A 22,174-nucleotide genomic window follows, 5' to 3' on the forward strand; every position below is an offset into this window, starting at 1 on the left:
ACGGTGAAATTCCAGGCAGTAAGACACCCTCAGCATTTTTATTATTGTCTGAGAAAGACTATGGCACAGCCAAGCAGCGCAGGATGGGGAGCGTACCGAACTGGCAAGAGCAAGACTTAAGTGCGAAATAGTTGTCTAAACTTATCCATAGTTAATCACCCTTGAGGAAGTTTTATGTTTGCCGTCAAACGAGCGCTCAAATTAAATAACAAGGAAGCGACTTTGATGGCAAAACACGCAGGATTCCGGCGCGTAGTATTCAACTTTGGGTTAAGCTTGCGGACTCAAATGTATGGCGAGGGACAATTTACAGACTCGAAGGTGCTCAACGAAGTCAAAAAAGTTCTTACCAACTACGTCAAGAAAAAGCCTGAATTCGGCTGGATGAACCAGTTGTCTAGTCGAGTTTACCAAAATGCGTTGATCGATCTAAAAGATGCGTTTAGTCGGTATCGATCTGGGAAAGCAGGTCATCCAAGATTCGCTAGTCGCCGATCCGGTCAATCTTTTACAGTCGATTCGTCTAACGGAAAAGTTCTACTAAGCGCTGGCAGGACTATTAAGATTCCTACGTTGGGAACTTTTCGACTTTTTGAACCCTTAGAGTGTAGCTTCATCTCTCAAACTTTCACGATTTCAAAAGAAGGAAGTCGTTGGTTTGTCTCATTCTGCGTTGATGCTGAGCGTCTACCTGTTCAGCAGTCTGAAAGTTCGGTAGGAATTGATGTCGGCATTAATTCTTTTGCCACGCTATCAACTCAGCAGGTCTTTAATGCACCAAAACCCTTAAGAGCCAGTGCGAAAACCAAGCTTGCCACTTTGCAACGCAAAGCCTCTAAGCAGGTAAGAGGCTCTCAAAACCAGCGCAAAACCTACAATAAAATTAGTCAACTCCATGCAGGGATAGCTCGCATTCGTTTAGATTTTCTCCACAAGTTGACAACTTATTTAGCTAAAACTTTCAAGCTAATTAAGATTGAAAACTTGAACGTTCAAGGAATGATGGCGAATCATAAGTTAGCAGGGGCAATATCTGACCTCGGCTTCTACGAATTTAAACGTCAACTCGACTACAAGTGCCAAATGTATGGAGCTAGCTTAGTGTTGGTAGACCAGTGGTTTTCTAGCACTAAGACTTGTTCTAATTGTGGCATAAAAAAAGATATGCCACTAAGCGTTCGGACTTTTGACTGTCCTGCTTGTGGCATATCTTTGGATCGTGATTTTAACGCGAGCCTGAACATTTTAAATTGGGAACCCTCGGCTTGAGGGGGATAGCCTACTTATCTTGGGATTAGCCGTCTACCCAACAGCGTAGGAAGTAAGCTCCGAATTGTGTCTAAAAATGTGTTTAGACAAGTTTAGATAAGTTTTACAAAGCAGTGTTGAAAAGTACGAACGAAAGCATGAAGTAAAAAAGTAAGCGTAATTGCAACACCAAAAGGTAGTTGTTTTGAACGTCTAGAGGTGTTTTGACAGCGCCTTCAAGAATTACCTTTTGGTAGTTTCTTTAGAATCCCTGCTGCTTCAGCACAGGGAGTGTCAAGCCCTCTTTGCACCTCATGTTAGTGAGCAATGGGAGCATCTCACTTATGCAGCCAAGCTAGAAATTGGAGTCAGGAGTCAGGAGTCAGGAGGAAAGAAGAAGAAGGAAGAAGGAAGGAGGAAGAAGGAAGGAGCCATTATAAGTGTTTTTACAAATATGAGATGCTCCCTGAGCAATGGTATAGAGGTCTCTAATTTTAGACTTCGCCTCAAATTTTCATCAAATTTTTATTTCCGCCTGACATCCTAGCGGGAGAAGGTTCACAACTCTGAAGTAAGGAATAGATTGCTCTTGAGAGGAGTGGCTGTCTTCATCACCCCCGTTCGCTAAATGTGAGGAGGAAATTTCCATGCTATCGAAATCTTTAAATTCAAGTTCATTATCGATCGCCCGTTACGGATCTAGTTTTGTTTTGGGATTAGTGTTGTGCACGGCTTCGGCCCCGGTGCTGGCGCACGTTGGGCATGACAACGAGTTTGCAGGTGGCGATGCGGCGAAGATTATGCAGCCGATCGAAGTTGATGCCAGTAAAGCAACCGCATTGGGAATTAAGACAGAGGCAATTGCCCCTACAACCGATGGAGGTATTGTCAAAGTTCCCAGCACCAGCTTAGTTGATGCCAATGGGCAAAAGCTCGTCTACATCCAGGAAGGAACAACCTACAAACCAATCTCAGTTCAGATTGGTAGCGACTCTGGAGATGTGGTGGAAATTAAAGAAGGCAATTTAGTTCCGGGAAATCAGATTGTGATGCAGGGGGCAACGTTTTTGTACTCGGAGGCATTGCGAGGTAAACCGCAGGCCCAAACCCAGGCATCACCCCCTACATCGCAGCCAGAAACGCAGGCATCACCCGCTACATCGCCAGCAGAAACGCAAGCATCGGCCGCTACATTGCCAGCAGAAACGCAGCCTGCTCAAGGATCGTCACCCTTGATGTGGGTAGCAGGCGCAGGAGTTTTACTGGTGGGTGGATTCGCCGTCTTTGGGTTAAAAGGCAAGGACTAATAGACATTCAAAAACCAAGATTTTTGGTAACAGTCGATCGCGACGGAGTAAAAATCTTTACTCCGTCTCCTAAAAACTTGCGTAATGCTATCCAAATTTCATTTTTATGTTAAACGTCATCCCCAAATGGTCTATTGCTCAACGATGGTTAGTGGTGATCGGGGCGATCGCCCTGACCATCTGGAGCCTGTATACTGTAAGTCGAATGCCCCTCGACGTGTTGCCCAACTTTGCGCCCCCTCAAGTAGAAGTACAGACAGAAGCCCCCGGTCTTGCGCCGGAAGCGGTGGAATCGTTGGTGACATTACCGCTAGAAAGTGCGGTCAACGGAACACCAGGAGTTGAAGTCGTCCGTACCTCCTCAGCCGTAGGAATTTCTGTATTGCGGGTGGTGTTTAAGTGGGGAACTGACCCCTATCAAGCTCGTCAACTCGTCGCAGAGCGATTGCAGGACGCGCAAGACCGATTACCCGAAGGAATTGGTACACCGCAGATATCGCCCCTAGCTCCCCCCATCGGAACGGTGATTCAATATGCGTTCACGTCTGACACTACATCGATCATGGAAGTGCGGCGTTTGGTGGATGGCAAAGTCAACAATCGGTTGTTGGCAGTTCCAGGCGTATCGCAAGTGCTAGTCTACGGTGGAGATCTGCAGCAGTTTCAGGTGATTGCGAATCCTGAAAAACTCAAAGCGTTGAAGGTTTCGCTTCAGGAAGTCGTCAAGGCGGCAAACGAGGCAAATGCCAAAACCGCCGGTGGATTGTTGATTGACCCCGATCGCGAATTGGTCATTCGGGGAGAGGGACAAATCCAGACGATCGAAGATTTGCAAAAAGCAGTCGTCAAGGTGCAGGAGGGAAAACCCATTCTACTGCGGGATGTGGCAGAGGTGAAGATTGGGGCTGCACTCCAGCGAGGCGATGCCAGTTGGAATACTAAACGGGCTGTGGTGGTGATGGTCAACAAGCAACCTTTGGTGGATAGTCCCACCGTCACGCAAGCCATCATCGAGGCGATGGAGGAAATTAAACCAGGTTTACCCAAGGATGTAAAGGCGAATGTCACTTTCCGGCAAGATGCCTACATTGATGCCTCAGTTGGTAATGTGCGATCGGCCTTGATCGAAGGCAGTTTGATTGTCGCAGCCATCCTGATTCCCTTTCTAATGAACTGGCGCACCCTCACCATCTGTTTGCTGGATTTCTTTCTCTCGCTACTGTTCTCGCTGTTAGTGTGTTCCTGGATCGGACTGGAACTCAACACCATGACCCTCGGCGGATTGGTAGTGGCGATCGGGACAGCAGTGGATGATGCGATCGTCTACTGCGAAAATACCGATCGCCGCTTACGGGAAAATCGCCTCTCGCCCAATCCCAAGCCACCACTGGAGATTATTTTTGAGGGTTCTCAGGAGGTGCGCGAGTCGCTGATTGGAGCGACGTTAATTGGGATTATCGTCTTTTCACCGATTTTCACACTCTCTGGGGTAGAAGGGCGCATTTTCACCCCGATGGGCATTGCCTATCTGGTGGTGGTTGTCATCTCCAGCCTGGAATCGCTGATTATCTCGCCTGCATTGTGTGCCATTCTGTTGCCCCACAGCCGGATGCAGACGACAGAACCCTTCCTAGCCCGGTGGTCTAAACAACTTTACGATCCGTTGCTGCGAATGGCGATGCGTCGCTCTACCTTAATTTTAGGATTGGCCACAGCCTCAATGGTAGCGGCAATGTTGATTGTGCCGACGTTAGGACGGGATTTTCTGCCAACGTTCCAGGAACGATCGCTGATGAATGCGATCGCCCTTTATCCGGGTTCCTCACTCGAAGCAACCAATCGCGTTGGCTTAGCGATTCAAACCGCCCTTAAGGATGACCCCCGGTTTGAATCAGTACAACTGCGATCGGGGCGTGCTCCGGGCGATCCGGATGCGGCATCGGTGAACTTGGCACACTTGGACGTGGAACTGAGTGAAGCAGCGATGAAAAACCGTCCTGCTACGATCCAAGCTTTGCGGGAGGCATTGGGCCAGTTTCCGGGAGTTGCTACCAATATCGGTGGATTTATCAGTCACAGGATGGATGAAGTGTTGTCGGGGGTCAGGAGTGCGATCGCGATCAAAGTATTCGGCAACGATTTACAAGAACTACGCCGCATTGGAGAACAAATCGAAACGACAATGAAAGACGTGAAGGGAGTGGTAGACCTTCAGCTTGAGCCCCAAATACCGATCCGTCAAGTACAAATTCAATTTAACCGAGATGCAGCCGCCCGCTACGGATTGACGATCGCCCAATTGTCCGATTTCACGGAAACAGCCCTGAATGGTCGCGTGGTTGCTCAAGTGCCCGATGGTCAACAGTTGGTAGATGTGTTGGTTTGGGTCAACGAATCAGCCCGTCGCAATCTCAACACGATTCGCAACCTCCAAGTTAATACCCCAACAGGTCAAATCATCCCGCTTTCGCAAGTGGCAAAGGTTGAGTTTGGCAATGGGCCCAATACGATTAACCGGGAAAACGTCTCGCGTTTAATTGTAGTGTCAGCCAACGTACAGGGACGCGATGTTGCTTCGGTCGTCGATGACATTCGCTCCAAGGTTAAGCAATCAGTGCAACTGCCCCAAGGCTACTATATTCAGTACGGCGGACAGTATGAGTCGGAACAACGGGCTGCTCAAAACTTCCTAATTTTCGGAATATTAGCAGTGCTAGCGATCGCCGTATTGATGTACTTCACGGTGAAATCCGTTCCTGCCATGCTGATGGTTATGATCAACTTACCATTAGCCCTGGTTGGCGGTGTTATCTCAGTCCTGCTGACGGGCGGCGTTATCTCAGTTCCGTCAATGGTGGGCTTTGTGACGCTGTTTGGCGTAGCGACGCGCAATGGGTTGCTGCTTGTAGACAACTACAACACCAAACTGGCACAAGGAATGCCGCTTCCCAAAGTCATTGTCGAAGGCTCGATGGAACGGTTGCTGGCGATTCTGATGACAGCACTCACCTCGGCATTGGGGATGATTCCCCTGGTTTTAAGCGGTGGCGCTGGTAAGGAATTGTTGCAGCCGCTAGCGATCGTTGTCCTCGGCGGACTCTTTACCTCAACTGCTCTCACCCTACTGGTTCTACCTGCATTGTATGCTCGATTTGGGAAGTTTCTGATGCCTAAACGGATGCTGGCAATCAACGAGTTGAGAAACTACAGCATGGAGCAGACACCAACGAATGGAGATGGAGTAGGGCTAAAATGAGAATTCTGCTGGCGGAAGACGAACCCGATTTGGGTGCGATCGTGCAACGCACCTTGAGCCGAGAAAAGTACCTGGTGGATTGGGTGCAAGATGGCACAACTGCTTGGAACTATCTGGAAGACCAATGGATCGAGTACACGGTTGCCATTTTTGACTGGTTGCTGCCGGAAATCTCTGGCGTCGAACTATGCCAACGCTTGCGCCAGCAGAATAATCCATTACCCGTTTTGATGTTGACGGCAAAAGATCGAACAGAGGATATGGTGGCAGGGCTAGATGCGGGTGCTGATGACTATCTGATGAAACCGTTTATTAAAGCAGAATTGTTAGCTCGGTTGCGGGCACTCCAGCGACGGGGACGGAGTTTGTCGCCAGAAAACTCACCCCATTTCAATCCTGCCCAACTTGAGGTGGGGCGATTGCTGCTTGACTATACTAAATCCATCATCTGCACTACGGATGACGAAGGACAGCTAAGGGTGATTCCTCTGACGGCTAATGAGTTTCGGTTACTGGAATATTTCATGCAGCATCCGAACCAAATCCTCACGCGCGATCGACTTTTGACTCGTTTGTGGGATGTTGATACTGACCCGATGAGCAATGTAGTTGCTGCTAGAATTCGTCTGTTGCGGCGCAAGCTGGCAGATTATGGCTGTGACGGGATGATTGAAACGGTTCATGGATTCGGGTATCGCTTGAGCAAGTAACTAAGTAGAAGGAAGAAGGAAGAAGGAAGAAGTTAACAGTCAACAGTCAACAGTCAACAGTCAACAGTCAACAGTCAACAGATAATATGCACTCCAACAAGCTATTTAACCGCACGCGCTGGCAACTTGCGGGTTGGTATGCGATCGTCATTGGGTTGTTGTTAGGTATATGCGGTGTTGCAGTCTATCAGGTTGTGTTTCACACGCAGCGATACATTCTCCAGGAAAAACTACAGTCCTTAGCCGGAACGCTGCATGACACTATCGAACCACAATTACAACAACCGGGACAGCTTTCATCCAGCTTGAAAACTATTTTGCCCGGTTTATGTCTGTGGAATGAAAACTGTTACTCTTCAGGCAATAACGGGGCGCGACATACTGCTAGGGTGTTTCAGCAGGAGGGATATTATCTCCGCTTTTTAGACCAATCTGGGGAAATATTAGCAAAGGTTGGAGAGCAGCCGGATGTATTAGAAAACTTTGCACCAAAAGAGTTTTGGCAAATTCTGCATCTTTCTAATGGCGATCGCTTTTATCAAATTTCTCTATTACTGAGAACAAACAGCGGTTTGCCTTGGGGTTATATGCAAATTGGGCGATCGCTCAAAGAATGGGATGCCTATCTGAGCACTTTGCGATTGTTGCTCTTTTTAGGCTTACCCTTGGTCATGCTGCTAGTAGGAGGAGCTAGTTGGTGGTTATCTGGATTAGCGATGCGACCAATTTATCAGTCCTATCGCCAGATGCAACAATTCACCTCGGATGCCGCTCATGAATTGCGAACGCCTCTGGCTGTCATTCAGGCTACTGTTGAGGATACTCGTCAGGCTGAAGATTTACCGGAGGTTAGTCAAAACCTGGATATTATCGAACGACAAAACATCCGCCTTTCTAGGTTAGTGAAAGATTTATTGTTTATTTGTAGAATTGAGCAACAACAGATTCCGACTCAATTGCAGCATTGCTGTTTCAACTATCTGATCGGCGATTTAGTAGAAGAACTTGCAGGTTTAGCAATGGTGGCTGAGGTGGAATTGAAGTTAGAAATTCGTGCTTCGCGAGCCGTTGTAATTCTTGGGGATGAAGCCCAACTTTACCGAATGGTGACGAATTTAATTACCAACGCGATTAACTACACTCCCCCAGGAGGGCTAATCCTTGCCATCCTCGATTGCACCGACAAGGAAGCCATAATTCAAGTTAAAGATACAGGTGTTGGTATCGCCCCAGCCGAGCAAACGCGAATTTTCGATCGTTTCTACCGAGTGCAGAGCGATCGTTCTAGAGCCACGGGTGGTGCTGGATTAGGGCTATCGATTGCAAGTGCGATCGCAGTGGCTCATCAAGGCACCATTCAAGTCCAGAGTGAGTTAGGAAAAGGCAGTACATTTACAATCCGTCTACCACTCAAATGAGAACAATATTACTGCGATCGCGTCAAGATTGCCTTTGCAAGGGGAACCGCAGAATATCAATCTCTGGGTTAACTCGATCGTAAGTGCGATCGACCAGAATAAAATTAACGGTGTATTGGTTATTTTGGAAAATAATTTCAGGGAAAAGCAAGGATAAAATTTAGGACAAGCAAGAGACGCCAATTGCTGAAGTTGGTTGACAATAGCTTCCTAATACTATAGTATTCGATTATGACATATAAGACTATTGACTTATTTTCTGGTGCGGGTGGCTTGACTACAGGATTTCACCTGGCGGGTTTTGAATCTTTATGTGCGATCGAGGTGGATGCGAAAGCTCTAGCGACCTATAAGCACAATTACCCAAACACCAAAATTGTTCATCAGGATATACGTGAGGTCAATCCTTTAGATTTGCGATTATGTTTGGGTTTGCAGAGGGAGGAACTAACAGCGTTGATAGGCGGCCCCCCATGCCAAGGATTTTCAAGAAATATTCCTGCTGACTATCGCTACCTCAGCGACTCTCGCAATCAGTTATATCGGACATTTTTAGAATTCGTACAGGAATTTAGACCCCTTTACGTTGTTATTGAGAACGTACCTGAAATCTTGAAAGCTTATGGTGGTGTAGTTAAGAATGAAATTACACAGCAACTTGAGTCGCAAGGTTATAAAGTCACTTATGGCTCACTAAACTCCGCGCATTATGGAGTACCGCAGACCCGATCAAGGGCTTTTTTCCTGGCGAGTTTAGATAAACCACTTCAATTCCCTGAACCTACACACGCTGGCGACATTAGAAGCGATTACAGAGCTACTAAATCTTGTTACCAACTTAGTCTCCTAGAATCAAACATTTCTTCAGTCGTCACAGTTAAAGATGCGATTGGAGATTTGCCGTCATTGAACGCAGGAGAGGAATATAATGCTGAAGTTTATCCTTTTCCACCCCAAACTGCGTACCAAGCAATGATACGTAATGGAAGTACGAAACTTTTCAATCACGTTGCTCGTGCTTTGAGCCCCATTCAAATGTCAAGAGTGCGTCTTCTTAGTGAAGGGCAAGATGCTAGAGACTTGCCACCGGAATTAGCTCCTAAAAAGCACTATAGCGGTGCATATGGAAGGCTTTACTGGGATAAACCCGCAAGAACTATCACAAGGTGGGTTTTCCATCCAGGATCGGGCAGGTTTTTTCATCCAACCCAAAATCGGACAATTACAATCCGTGAAGCTGCAAGATTGCACTCTTACCCAGATAACTTTAACTTTCTGGGAACATACACTGATATGGCTTCTCAAATCGGAGAATCAGTACCCCCACTTCTCGGTAAAGCAATAGCTGCATCTATTCTCCAAGTTCACTGTCAAAAGACTGTGTACTGAGTTGCTCTTGCAAAGCTGAGAGAACAGTTTGCACATATCGATCGAGTGTAATACGAGTTCGCTTAACTCTGATGTGAACTGCTTCTGGAGGAATGGTTCTAGCTCTAAAAAGTTGCTTTTGATTTTTGTACCAAACTAACTCTAGCTTACCTGCAACATTGCCTTGTAGGCCTGCTCCCGGTCTTCCAGTAACTCTATCAACTGTCCAAGCCCAAGAAAAAGCATTTGGGTCAAGTGGATTAAGAGGGAATTCACAGTAAATATATTCATATCCTCTAATGGTTTTCAGCAGTATGCCGACCTAGCTATTGGTAATGCTCTGTGCTGCTTGACTCGATATAATTTTCTCGTTCCAATGCTGAACAATAGCTGCTCCGAGTTCAGCAGGTGAGGATTGTTCCGTCAAACCAGGAAAACCAAGTTGGGCAGCCTTTTTGATCACATCTGCTCTCTGAATGACAAACAAAAATGTATTTACAACAGTAAGACTATTCAGTTGAAGAGATTTGAGTGACCAACCAGTTGCAGTCGTGGTGTCAACAGCATCATAGAGGAGTTTGCTACGTCCTAATGCTGGATCTGATAAAGGAATATGCTTGACATAATGAAAAATAGCTTCCCAAGTATAATCCTCTATCGAGCCTATAACTGGAGATGCAATGGTAGCAATAATGGCTTGCCTCAATCTTTCAATCTCGTTTTCCGTCAGCACTCAAGAGTTCCTCTACAACTCGTAAAAATTCACCCATTGTTATGTCCAGAGCATTTGTTATGTGACTAAGAACTCTAACAGATGGACTTTTCAGCCCTCGCTCAAGCTGGCTGATATAGGTTCTGTGCAGACCTGTGACTTCTGCCAGATATTCTTGTGACCAACGTTTCTCTATGCGACGACGTTGTATTTCTAGTCCTAAAGTTTGGTCTAGTTTGCTAGGCTGCATAGAGAGAAATAGTAAGGTTTTGAATACAAAAGTTCTACAGACTAAAGTATTCAATGTGGCAATATGAGCACTGAACTCACTCCCCTCTGGTGGCACAGCCATCTTCGCTGTCTCCAAAAGCCCTGGTTTAATCAGCTTTCTTCCCATCCTGCCAAACTTCCCGCTAAATTAAAGAAGTAAAAAAATCATTCACATCCTACCCAGGAGATGCCATGCCTCGCGTCAGAGCACCAGAATTCCCCGGAAACTACCCCTGGCTAAATACCGAGAAACCTTTATCCATTGAATCTCTCAAAGGGCGCGTCGTCCTCCTCGACTTCTGGACGTACTGCTGCATCAACTGCTTGCACGTCCTGCCCGACTTAAAATACCTCGAAAAAAAATATAAAGATTCCCTCACGGTTATCGGCGTTCACTCGGCTAAATTTGAAAACGAAAAAGAAGTAGAAAACATCCGCCAAGCTATCCTCCGCTACGATATCGAACATCCTGTAATCGTTGACAGCGGCATGAAAGTTTGGCAAAGCTACGCGGTTCGGGCTTGGCCGACTTTAATGGTGATCGATCCTGAAAGTTATGTCGTCGGCTTTGTTTCGGGCGAAGGCAATAGAGAAGCACTTGACGAGTTAGTTGGCAAGTTAATTGCTGAATACAAAGACAAAAATGCACTTAACTTTAAACAACTGCGTTTTACCTTAGAAAAACAGCGCAAACCTGTATCAACACCGCTGGCTTTTCCCGGTAAAGTGCTGGCATTTGCGATCGCTGCAACGGAGGCAAAACAGCTTCACCAACAGGGCGCGCTTTTGGGCGAAATGAGTCAGGAAAATGAATCTGTAGATGAAACTGTATTGCCGGGGCCTGCTAATTCAGTCATCCAAAACTTAGTCGGTTCTTGCTTATTTATTGCCGATTCCGGCCACAATAGGATTGTGGTCAGCACCCTCGAAGGTGAGGTGCTGCACGTTATCGGTAGCGGTAAACCGGGTTTAACTGATGGGAACTTTGAAGAGGCTGAGTTTTATGCACCTCAAGGTATGGCTTTTGATGCAGAAAGTCAAATTCTATATGTTGCTGATACGGAAAATCATGCTCTCAGAAAGATTGATTTTACGACTCAACGGGTAGAAACTGTTGCTGGTACCGGCGAACAAAGTCACGAAATTTCACCCCGCAGCGGCAAGGGTTTAGAAACGCAATTGAATTCGCCTTGGGATTTAGAAAGAGTTGGAAATAGACTTTTTATTGCAATGGCGGGTTCCCACCAAATTTGGGAAATGCAGTTAGACACGGGCACGATCGGCACTTATGCAGGTATTGGCCGAGAATCCTGTGTTGACGGAAGTCTTGCAGAATCTGCTTTTTCTCAGCCCAGCGGGTTGTCTACCGATCGATCGGAGTTGTTTGTTGCTGACAGCGAAATTAGTTCGATTCGCGCTGTGGGTATTGATGAAGACCCGAAGGTGCGTACAGTCTGCGGTAGCGGTGAATTGTTTGGTTTTGGGGATAAAGATGGTCGCGCTGAGGAGGTAAGGTTACAGCACTGTTTAGGTGTTGAATACGCTCAAAATTACCTCTGGGTTGCTGATACTTACAATCACAAAATTAAGCGGATCGACCACCGGGGCGGTACGTGCAGAACAATGATTGGAGATGGTACAGCAGGTTTGGTTGATGCTAAAGGTCTCAAGGCTCGATTTTTTGAACCTTCAGGGTTGAGTGCGATCGGGCCTCATTTGTTTGTTGCTGATACGAACAATCATGTAATCCGAAGAGTTGAGTTGGATACGCTGGAAGTCACAACTTTGGATTTCCCCAGTTTGTGCGCCCCGGATGTTTGTCTTCCTGATTAAGTCGATCGACCTTTTTTACTTCAGGCACGGTTCTCAATTCTCGTGATTGCCAGAAATATTGTGGTAAAGTAGGGTGCTCTTCGGCGCACCTTACCACAATTTTCAAGCCAAGTAAGTTAACCTAACAGTCATGGACGCAAAAACCAGGTTTCTTCAGGTAATTTGGTCATATACGCTCGATCGCCACAAAGAGAAACCGGGTTTTTTTGGTCTCGTGCGTCCAGGACTGCCCCAGTCGCATGGCGACGGAGAAACCGGGTTTTTCACCGAATCTGCGGCCTACAACAGGTCTTTTCGTAAAAAAACCCGGTTTCTAAACAATCGTGCATAAGTCTTATGCTGTTAATTCAATGGTGAGTTAACCCGCGATCGCCCAATACGGTTCAGATAAGACTGATCCCCCCTAGCCAAGCCAAGAGGGCGGGCACTCTTGGCACCGCCCCTACGAAGGGGGGGACAAGAAGTTGCTCTTGCGTCCCCCAACAATCAGGGGGATGCGAGGGGGATCTCCGGGGAATTAACAGTGTTAACTGAACTGTATTGCGCGATCGCCCGTATTAAATAATCGCAAAAATCCTCGCCCAAATCTAAAATTCCGCATAGCTCAGCAGCCGCACTATTTTTTCATTATCGTTCAATTCGCCGACAATTCGTCGCACGGGTTTCGGCCAGATTTTAATCAAAGTAGGAGTTGCTGAAATCTGATCTGCCTCAGCTTGGTCTGGATGTTTCAAAACATCAATTACTTTTAAAGTGTAGGGACGATCGAGGCATTTCTCTAAGAACTGATGTAAAGTTTCGAGGGTGCGTTCGGTGCTGGGGTTGCTGCCGGAAACAAACAGACGCAAAACGTACCCTTGAGTTTGTGGCGGTGGGGTGAGTGCTGTTGGTTTGGGAAGCCGAGTCTGCTGCGATTGCGGAAAGCCCAAGGGAGTTACTATCGAACTGCTCCAGTCCGATCGAGCTTCGGGGCTGGCATACTGTACAACTAAGTCGTGATTTTCCCAAAGTTCGGGGAATTGTTCGTGATAAGTAGCGATTGCCATCGGTTCGCACATTTCTTCGCTGCGGGGATGCCACACTAAGTCGCCAGTCCCAAAAATGGCGTTCAGCAGTGTTTGATGTCGGAGCACGGGGGGGTAAGCCTCGGCAGCAAGCCGCACCTGCCTATCGCCTGGATCGAGCCAAGAGTCAACGGTTGCTGTGTAGCAAGGTATCAGAAAATGCGGCGGTTCCGACAAACCGAGAATCTCCTGTAGAGCTACGCACAACTGCAAATGCCACCGAGTTTGCTTGCGGGGGTCTATGCAATAGATTAAGTCTCCCCCTGGTGTAAACAGCGCAATGCCTTTGAAAATTTCTGGCAAAATAGGGCGATCGACTTTCAATTCAGTACACCAATAAAAGTTAACAGTTAACAGTTAACTTTTAACTGCTAACTGTTAACACTCGACCTTTAGACTCGACCTCGGAGCATCTGAGCCATTTCGTTCGGGAACGGCGAGTTCTCTACACAAAGTTCTTCAGTAATCCGACCTTCTTGATAAAGGCCGTAGAGCGACTTATTCATCGTCGTCATGCCTTCATAAGTATCTTTGATCATGATTTGATTGATTTCCTCATTCTGGCCCTTCAGAATGTATTCCTTAACCACGTCGGTATTGATCATAACGTCGTGGAAAGCAGCCCGCTTTCCGTCTGTGGTTTTGCACAGCAGTTGAGCAATAATCGCCACTAGGGATTCGGAAATTGAAACCCGTATGGCATCCTGTTCTTCCGCCCCGAACATATCAAGAATCCGGTTCAGGGTCTTAACCGCACTGTTCGTGTGCAGGGTTCCTGCAACTAAGTGACCGGTTTGAGAGGCTTTGAGGGCGATTTCCACCGTCTCTCTGTCCCGAATTTCTCCTACTAGCAGCATATCCGGGTCTTGTCGCAGAGCGCCTTTGAGAGCGCTCATAAACTTGAGGGTGTGCCTGCCGACTTCCCGGTGCTTAATCAAGGATTTTTTGCTTTCGTGTACGAATTCTACCGGGTCTTCGATCGTGATGATATTGTAGGCTTTATTCTTATTGATGTAGTCGATCATCGCGGCCAACGTGGTAGACTTACCCGAACCTGTCGGGCCTGTCACCAAAATCAGCCCTTTGTGGTAGCCACATATTTTCCTAAATACCTCCGGCAGTTTCAATTCCTCCATTGTCAAGATTTTGGCAGGAATTAGTCGCAGTACCATCGCCGGGCCGGCCAAGGAGTCCATGCAACTGATCCGAATGCGGACGAACCCGAAGTCGAAAGCGCCGTCAAAGTCTAGGGTTTTTTGGAAAATTTCAATTTCTTCATCGCTCATGCACTCGCGCAACCAGCCAAAAAACGTATCTAAATCCGTCGGTGGATAGCCGATGTCGGCAATCTCGCCCCGCGTGCGGAAGCGGGGAACTTCGTTTACTCCGAGGTGAAGGTCGGATACTCCTTCTTCTTTGGCTCGCATGACTAGCTCTTTCAAAGTCGGAGATCCGCCGCTGCTAGAACTCTGGCCTTTAGGTGTGGCGAAGGATTGCGGCGCTGGTGCGGGTGGCGCTGCTGGTGCTGGTGCGGGAGGCGGTGCTGGTGGCATTCCTGCTGCTCTGGGGGGCATCCCAGGAGCAGGAGGGCGGGGCATTCCTGGGGGTGGGGGAGCTCCGGGTACGGGCGGGCGAGGAGCTGGCGGATGCTGTTGTGTCATATGCGCTACCTTAAGTTGGTGAGAAGGCTGACTCGAACAGATGATTTGTGGAAGTTGGACAATGCCGATCGCCATTGTGCGCGTCTTGCACAAAAGCTTAACTGTTGTACTAAGTCTATCCTAAGAGGGGGTCATAATGCTGCACTACTAAGGAAATATTCTGCCAATTGGAGGATGCGATCGCTCTGGCCCTAGGAGCAAATATGGATTTTCTACTTTTTGGGAGAATTTTTGTTAAGGAAAAGAGTTTTCCGCAGCCACGCAGTATAAATTGATACTTTATCCAAATATTAAGGACTTAAACGGATGAATTCTGTCGATCGGGCTTTTACTCCAGCTCTCTCGTTGGCGGAGTCGATCCGCACCCTGGAAGTGTCGCCTTTAGAAATTGTCAATCTCTACTTGGAACGCATTGAGCGATTAAACCCTGAGCTGGGCAGTTATTTTACTGTAACGGCCGAGCGGGCGATCGCCCTAGCTAAATCTCAAACCGAAAAACTAGCTGGGTTAAACAAGCCACAGGAATTGCCACCTTTTTTCGGAGTGCCGATCGCCATTAAAGACTTGACACCAGTTACCGGCGTTCCGTGTACCTACGGCACTCAGGCTTTGCTGGGTAACATCTCTGCCTACGATGAGTCAGTAGTATGGCGGATCAAAGCAGCAGGATTTAACATTCTGGGGAAAACAGCAACCTCTCAAATTGGCTCATTGCCTTACACCGAACCCGAAGGTTTCCCACCCGCCCGCAATCCCTGGAATTTAGACTATACACCCGGAGGTTCCAGCGGTGGCTCAGCGGCGGCTGTAGCAGCGGGTTTGTGTGCGATCGCCCAAGGTTCAGACGGTGGCGGTTCGATTCGAGGCCCAGCTTCCTGCTGCGGTTTAGTGGGCATTAAACCGTCGCGGGGGCGAGTTTCCTGGGCACCTGTCGGAGATTACCTCAGCGGCATTTCGGCCAACGGCCCACTGGCGCGCACTGTAGCTGACGCCGCCGCACTTTTGGATGTGATGTCAGGCTACACCACAGGCGATCCGTACTGGCTACCAGATTCAAATCCGACTTTTCTAGAGGCTTCCCGTCAACAGCAGGGCAAATTGCGAATTGCGTTTTCTACGACTATTTCCCCTGTGGGCGAGGCTGCGCCTATCTGTCAGCAAGCGGTACTCGAAACAGTAAAATTATTGACAGATTTGGGTCATGATGTCGAACCTGGATGCCCGGATTTTACGGGTTTAATCGAACCGTTTATCGCAATTTGGCAGTCGGGGGCGGCTGCAAGTGGCATTCCAGGCCCTGCTTTGGAACCGATGAATCGCTGGCTGTTAGAAAGAACTATTTCGGCTGGGGAATATTTGCGGGCGGTGAATCAAATGCAGGTGATTTCACGGCGGATTGTGGGATTCTTTGAAAAATTTGATGTGTTAGTTTTGCCAACTTATATGCACTCGCCAATCCGGGTTGGGGAGTGGGCGGATTTGAGTTTTGAAGAAACTTTGCAGCGCATTATTAATTGGGTAGCTCCTTGTCCGCCGTTTAATGCTAGCGGTTTGCCTGCGATCGCACTTCCTGCCATCTTAGATAACAACGGTTTGCCCGTGGGAATTCAAATTATCGGGCGGCCTGCGGCGGAAGCAACTTTAATTGCTTTAGCGGCGCAGATGGAAGCGGCGAAACCTTTCCCGGTTTTAGATTTTAAATAGACAAGAGCCAGGGATAAAAGCACGTTTCCCTTTTTTAGGAGTATGCCACATCAGGATCTGTGTGCGGGGAACTAGAAATCCGGTTTTTCGCATAAATTTCTATTGACTGTTTGACATTTGAACAATCTGTTTGACATTTGAACAATATTGATGCAACGGCCAACGATAGGATTGAGAAAGGGGACAAATTTCAGGTTTAATTTGGGTAAAAAAATATAAAAAACTTCTTAAGGTACTTGACGTGTTTGGAAAAGAGGGTATAATTTTTTCAAATTAATTCCCGATGGCGGGTGTATCTAAAAAAATAGGTTATGTTTAACACAGCAGGACGGTTTCCAGAAAATCCGATTCCGGGAAATGTTGCGGGTGTTTCAGCGGAAATACTAGACTTATTTGACAGTAAGTTCGATCGCTTAAATCGGGTCAGCCAAAGTGCCGTCGGCGATACCAATGGTTTATTTAATACCCGCTACGATTTGACTGAAAAACTAGATTGGGTGGCTGCTGCGGCTGGTAGTGCGATCGACCTTTTTGGTGCATTCACCGACGGTCTCCAATCGTCAGGAGGCGAAAATATTAAAGTTGATAGTAGTCTCAAATCCCCGACCGCTACCTCCACTCAAGGTGAGATAGACGAACTGACAGGGATGGCTTTACCTGTTGGTGAACTCTCCCTATCCCAAACTTCTTCCCTATTTCCTGATGAAAACTGGGCTTTCAATTTTAAAGATTACACCATCGAACACCAAGGTTTAAACACCCTCAACCTCAAAGTTGGTTACGGGTTAAAACCGGGAATTACCCCGAACGAATATCCAGATTTTGTTCCCATTTACCAAAGTATTGATAATTTCCTAGTTAACTACCCGAACGAAACAGATTTTTGGGAAATTGTTAACAAAAATTTGACGGAAAAGGTGCTTAATGAAAATCCGGTACTGACAGATGTTACGATTCAACTGGAAGTTTTGCCAACAGAGAGATTGCCCTACGATCGCGCCAGTACAGTTTTCCGCAGTCAATCGGGCAAAATCACAGAAGATTGGAATTTTTCCGTCAAAGACTACGCAATCAATCACCAAGGATTGAACAAGCTGAATCTCGATATAGATTACCAGTACAAGCCGGAAATCGCTCCCAATGAATATCCCGATTTTGTGCCAATATACAAGAGCATTGATAACTTTTTCACCACATATCCGAACGAAACTGATTTTTGGGAAGTTGTCAATAAAAACTTGACTCAAAATATCCTCAACGAAAATCCTGAATTGGCGGCAATTAAGATAGATTTCAACGTTCTGCCAAGCCAAACCTTGCCCTACAACCGCACCAGCAAAGTTACTCGCACTCAACCCAGCAATCCTCAAGGAACTTTCCTAGTGGGCAATAGCCGGGGAAATAATGTACTTCGGTTTGACGGCAATACCGGCAATTTTCTAGGCGAATTTATTTCACCGGGAAGCGGCGGTTTGTCCAATCCAGATACGATCGTTTTTGGGCCCGATGGCAATGGCGATGATCAGTCGGACATTTACGTTACTAGCGGCGACAAGCCCGGAAATTCGGGAGAACCGACAGCATCTGCGGTATTGCGGTATGACGGAATTACTGGCGCATTTATTGACAAGTTTGTCGGCGATAATCCGAACACGGCGGTCGATGAAACTGGCGGATTGTTTCGCCCTTACGGTTTAGCTTTTGGCCCTGACGGTAATTTTTATGTCAGCAGTTTTTTGAGTGACCAAATTCTCCGATATAACGGCAAAACAGGACAGTTTATTGATGTATTTGCTTCGGGAAATCAGCAAGCGGGAGGATTGAATGGCCCGAACGGTTTACTGTTTGCTCCTGACGGCAATTTGTACGTGACAACGCAGGGGAGTGTTGCTCGCAATGGTCAACCAGATTTTAGCGCAGGTTTCCCCAGTCAGGTGCTGCGTTACAACCCGCAAACCCGGCAGTCAAGTATCTTTGCTTCGCCCGATCCTTCGCCTCGGAGTCAGGGATTTGCAAGTCTTTTGGGAATGGCAATCGGGCCCGCTGACGGCGACCTTTATGTCAGCGATTTTGCTAACGATATCAGGCGCTACAATTTAAAAAGTGGGGAATTGGTCAAGGTTTTATCTACCAATTATACTGATACTTCCCCCAGTAGCAATTATGTAGGTAGTTTGGCCTTTTCGCCGATCGGCAATTTGTTTGTAGTGGGCTTTGACAACCGCGCTAATGCTAACGGTGCCGGCGCTGTTTTGCGGTATAATGGCAAGACTGACGAACCGCTGCCAATATCGGGAAATCCTGGATCGAGTAACAGTTCTATTTTTGTCCCTCCCGACAGCAAGCTACAGCGTCCAATAGGAATTGCTTTCTTTCCGTCCGATGCTCAACTGACGCAGAAATGGAATTTTACATTGGCAAATTACCCAATTAATCATCAAGGGTTAAACAACCTTAATATTGATGTAAATTATCAGTACAAAGACGGGATTCAAAATTATCAGTATCCTGATTTTGTGCCGATTTACAAGAGCATTGACAATCTTTTAGTTAACTACCCTAACGAAACAGATTTTTGGGAAATTGTTAACAAAAATCTGACCGAAAAAGTGCTTGCTGACAATCCGGCACTTTCGTCGGTGACGGTTAATTTGGATGTTTTACCGACGAACCGATTGCCTTACGATCGCAGCAGTACCGTTACTCGCACTCAAGATGGTAAATTAGGCGAAGCATGGGATTTCAAGATTCCTAATTACTCGATCGATCACCAGGGTTTGAATAACCTCAATATGGATGTCAAATATCAGTACAAACCAGGAATTACGCAGGATGAGTATCCAGACTTTGTGCCGATTTACAAAAGCATCGACAGTTTCTTGACTAATTATCCCAATGAAACGGATTTCTGGGAAATTCTTAATAAGAGTTTGACGCAAAAGCTGCTAGCCGAAAATCCGGCTTTGGATTCGTTGCAAATTAATCTGGAGGTTTTGCCTACAAACAGATTGCCTTACGAGCGAGCTAGCATTGTGTCGCTCGCTTAGCCTATCATTGAAAATTAGATGGAAAAATCTTGACAAGAAATACATACTTAGCTACCGTAAGGGTACGGTTAAGTAAGTTGCGTAGAAACCCGGTTTTTTCGCGTCCAAGACTAACCCATTTAAATTGTCTGTTGTGGTGAAAAACCCGGTTTTTTTAAGAAACCGGGTTTCTGAATTAGACCGAGTATGCCAAAGTCCATCTTGGGATATATATCTGTGTCCCCCTGCATTTGATACCTAAATAGTTGTGGACGCAAATAGGATAAAAAACCCGGTTTCGGCGTTAAAGTCGATCGCTCACAACCTGTTATTTTGACTCTTAACCTGGTTCTTGTGCTTCCAGGACTGAAAAATATAGTTTTTTTTCTCGGAGTTCGTGCTTCGCCCAATTTCTAGTCATCCAACCTATATTTTACAAATAAACCCAGTTGCTCCCGCCCAGTCCTACTTATTACCAATTACGCTGTAAAATATTGATAATACCTCTTTAGATTGATAGACATTTTGATTATTTCCTTTTAAAACTGGTAGCAGTTCGCTGCCAATATGTAGGGTAAAAAATTTATGTTAACTTCCGGGCCAATTACCGCCCCCGTTCCCGTTTTCCTGGTTCTTTTAGCAATCATGCTACTCGCGCCGCTGGTATTTGAGCGCTTGCGACTACCGGGAATAGTGGGTTTAATTATTGCTGGCGTAATTGTCGGGCCCAACGGTCTCAATTTGCTGCAACGGGACGCTACTATTGTTTTGTTAGGTACTGTAGGATTGCTGTTTTTGATGTTCCTAGCGGGACTGGAAACTAGCCTCGACGACCTCAAACTCAATGCGGACAAAGCTGTCATATTTGGGCTGGCTACTTTTTCGCTACCGATGATATTGGGGACAGCAGCGATGTTGCTGTTGGGATATAGCTGGCTGGCTGCAATTTTAGTCGCTTCTTGTTTTGCTACGCACACCCTTTTAGCACTGCCAATTCTCACAAAATTGGGATTGATGCGAACTCAGACTATTACTACGACTTTGGGCGGGACTTTAATTACGAATGTGTTGGGGCTGTTGGTGCTGGCAATTGTTGTTAAAGCTTTCAAAGGAAATCTCACGATCGAATTTTGGCTGTTTCTAATTCCCTCTCTTGCTATCTACACTTTTGCTACTTTGTGGGGCGTTCCCAAAATCGGTCGCTGGTTCTTTAAGAAATTTGGACACGACGAAAATGCAGAATTTATATTTGTATTGGCAACCCTATTTCTAGTTTCTTACGCAGCAGAACTAATTGAAATTGAGGCAATTATTGGTGCATTTTTATCGGGGATTGCCATTACTCAAATTATTCCCAAAATGAGTCCCCTGATGAATCGGATTGAGTTTATTGGGAATACGCTGTTTGTGCCGTTTTTTCTGATTTCTGTGGGGATGTTAATTGACCCGCTAATTTTGGTAAAGCAGCCGCAGTCTTTGTTGGTGGCTGCGGTGATGATTTTAGCTGAAGTGGTGAGCAAGTTTTTGGCAGCTTGGCTACCGGGGAAATTATTTCGTTTTGAGTTTCCCAGCATTATGGTAATGTTCGGTCTTTCTGTTGCTCAAGCTGCTTCTACTTTGGCGGCGATTACGGTTGCTTTTGAGATTAAATTGGTCGATCGCGTAACGGTGAACGGCATCATTGCCATGATTTTAGTAACTTGTGTGGCTTCTCCTTGGATTGTAGCTCGGTGGGGTCAACAAATGCAGCAGCCGGGGTCGAGTTTGCCGGCTGCTACTTCGGGAAAGCATTCCTGGGGAGACCGAGTTTTAGTACCTGTTGCTAATCCGAATACGGAAGATAATTTGCTGCGTTTGGCTTTGATTTTAGCAAAAACATCTCACGGAACTTTACTGCCGCTGCATATTTTGTCCGATCGCGGGGAAGCAATTTCACCGGCAGATAAAATGCAGCAAACTCAACTTTTGACGGCTGCGGAAACTGTGGCCCATGCGGCTGCTTGTGCGGTTGAACCGATCGCGAGGATAGATGATGCGATCGATCGCGGAATTCTGCGGAGTGCAACCGAACGCGAGGCTAGTTTAATAGTTTGTGGTTGGAAGGGATTTTCCACGACTCGCGACAATTTTTTTGGCAGCATCATTGACAATGTGGTAAGGCGATCGCCCGTACCCGTACTGATTGCTCGATTTCCCGATCCTCTCCAGAATACAGCCAGAGTTATTTTGGCGGTAACTGACAGCGAGTTGACTCGGTTTGGATTTCAGGAAACCGTGGGTATTGCTAAGAGTTTGGCCGAGGAACTTAAGGCGAGTTTGCAAGTGTTGTTGGTGGCGACAAAACGGGAACAAAGCAACCAAAGTGCGGCGGAGGTGGAAATTCTCTCTGAGATACCAGTAAATCGGGTGCGGGGAAATTTTATCAAGCTAGTTTCGCAGAATTTGTTAGAACACGATTTGCTGATTTTAACAACCATTTCTCAACAACAGAATTTGTGGGAAAAACCAGGAACTCTCAAAGAACCGGAAGCGATCGCCCGGACTCACCAAAATATTTCGATGCTTGTTGTTTATTTTCCTGTATCTTGAGGAATATT

General features: G+C 46.7%; 14 protein-coding genes. 10 read left to right on the forward strand and 4 right to left on the reverse strand.

The features are described 5' to 3' along the window. The first annotated feature begins 174 nt into the window (after nt 1–174). The 6 genes from QT990_RS11470 to QT990_RS11495 all read left to right on the forward strand — a co-directional run bounded on the left by QT990_RS11470 (nt 175) and on the right by QT990_RS11495 (nt 9,328). Nucleotides 175–1,269, forward strand: a complete 1,095-nt coding sequence (locus QT990_RS11470) for an RNA-guided endonuclease TnpB family protein (RefSeq protein WP_333465260.1) — start codon at nt 175–177, stop codon at nt 1,267–1,269. Between the two features lie 626 nt (nt 1,270–1,895). Then, nucleotides 1,896–2,555 (forward strand): hypothetical protein, encoded by a 660-nt coding sequence (locus QT990_RS11475; RefSeq protein WP_333465261.1) that lies wholly within the window; start codon nt 1,896–1,898, stop codon nt 2,553–2,555. 106 nt (nt 2,556–2,661) lie between these two features. Then, a complete protein-coding gene (locus QT990_RS11480) occupies nt 2,662–5,811 on the forward strand; it encodes an efflux RND transporter permease subunit (RefSeq protein WP_333465262.1) in 3,150 nt (1,049 codons plus the stop codon). Further along, a complete protein-coding gene (rppA, locus tag QT990_RS11485; RefSeq protein ID WP_333211107.1) occupies nt 5,808–6,521 on the forward strand; it encodes a two-component system response regulator RppA in 714 nt (237 codons plus the stop codon). The genes QT990_RS11480 and rppA overlap by 4 nt, the downstream gene beginning before the upstream one ends. 86 nt (nt 6,522–6,607) lie before the next feature. Continuing rightward, complete coding sequence (rppB, locus tag QT990_RS11490) at nt 6,608–7,939, forward strand: two-component system sensor histidine kinase RppB (RefSeq protein ID WP_333465263.1); 1,332 nt, start codon at nt 6,608–6,610, stop codon at nt 7,937–7,939. A gap of 231 nt (nt 7,940–8,170) precedes the next feature. Beyond that, nucleotides 8,171–9,328 (forward strand): DNA cytosine methyltransferase, encoded by a 1,158-nt coding sequence (locus tag QT990_RS11495; RefSeq protein ID WP_333465264.1) that lies wholly within the window; start codon nt 8,171–8,173, stop codon nt 9,326–9,328. Nucleotides 9,329–9,629: 301 nt separating this feature from the next. Here QT990_RS11495 and QT990_RS11500 read toward each other — a convergent pair whose 3' ends face one another. Both QT990_RS11500 and QT990_RS11505 read right to left on the reverse strand, forming a co-directional pair. Further along, on the reverse strand, nt 9,630–10,040 hold the full coding sequence (locus tag QT990_RS11500) for a hypothetical protein (protein WP_333306670.1): 411 nt from the start codon (nt 10,038–10,040) through the stop codon (nt 9,630–9,632). Then, nucleotides 10,018–10,416, reverse strand: coding sequence for a helix-turn-helix transcriptional regulator (locus QT990_RS11505; RefSeq protein WP_333465265.1), 399 nt, complete (start codon nt 10,414–10,416; stop codon nt 10,018–10,020). The genes QT990_RS11500 and QT990_RS11505 overlap by 23 nt, the downstream gene beginning before the upstream one ends. A gap of 65 nt (nt 10,417–10,481) precedes the next feature. Between QT990_RS11505 and QT990_RS11510 the strand changes: the two genes are divergently transcribed. After that, nucleotides 10,482–12,122: a thioredoxin-like domain-containing protein gene (locus QT990_RS11510; RefSeq protein ID WP_333465266.1), complete on the forward strand. Its 1,641-nt coding sequence runs from the start codon at nt 10,482–10,484 to the stop codon at nt 12,120–12,122. Nucleotides 12,123–12,709: 587 nt separating this feature from the next. Here the strand turns inward: QT990_RS11510 and QT990_RS11515 are convergent. Next, nucleotides 12,710–13,510 (reverse strand): circadian clock KaiB family protein, encoded by an 801-nt coding sequence (locus QT990_RS11515; RefSeq protein WP_333410207.1) that lies wholly within the window; start codon nt 13,508–13,510, stop codon nt 12,710–12,712. A 68-nt stretch (nt 13,511–13,578) separates the two neighbouring features. Beyond that, the gene (locus QT990_RS11520) at nt 13,579–14,847 is read right to left on the reverse strand and encodes a type IV pilus twitching motility protein PilT (RefSeq protein WP_333410215.1); all 1,269 of its coding nucleotides are present in this window, start codon (nt 14,845–14,847) and stop codon (nt 13,579–13,581) included. A 306-nt stretch (nt 14,848–15,153) separates the two neighbouring features. Here QT990_RS11520 and QT990_RS11525 point away from each other — a divergent pair, with 306 nt between their 5' ends. The 3 genes from QT990_RS11525 (at nt 15,154) to QT990_RS11535 (ending at nt 22,166) form a co-directional block, all read left to right on the forward strand. Further along, entirely contained in the window at nt 15,154–16,551 is a 1,398-nt protein-coding gene (locus QT990_RS11525; RefSeq protein WP_333306677.1) for an amidase, read from the forward strand. 311 nt (nt 16,552–16,862) lie between these two features. After that, nucleotides 16,863–19,598, forward strand: coding sequence for an NHL repeat-containing protein (locus tag QT990_RS11530; protein ID WP_333465267.1), 2,736 nt, complete (start codon nt 16,863–16,865; stop codon nt 19,596–19,598). A gap of 564 nt (nt 19,599–20,162) precedes the next feature. Beyond that, entirely contained in the window at nt 20,163–22,166 is a 2,004-nt protein-coding gene (locus QT990_RS11535) for a cation:proton antiporter domain-containing protein (protein WP_333140471.1), read from the forward strand. The last annotated feature ends 8 nt before the right edge of the window (nt 22,167–22,174 follow it).

Origin of the sequence: Microcoleus sp. T3_B1, from assembly GCF_036700445.1 — a bacterium.
In the GTDB taxonomy this organism is placed as follows: Bacteria; Cyanobacteriota; Cyanobacteriia; order Cyanobacteriales; family Microcoleaceae; genus Microcoleus.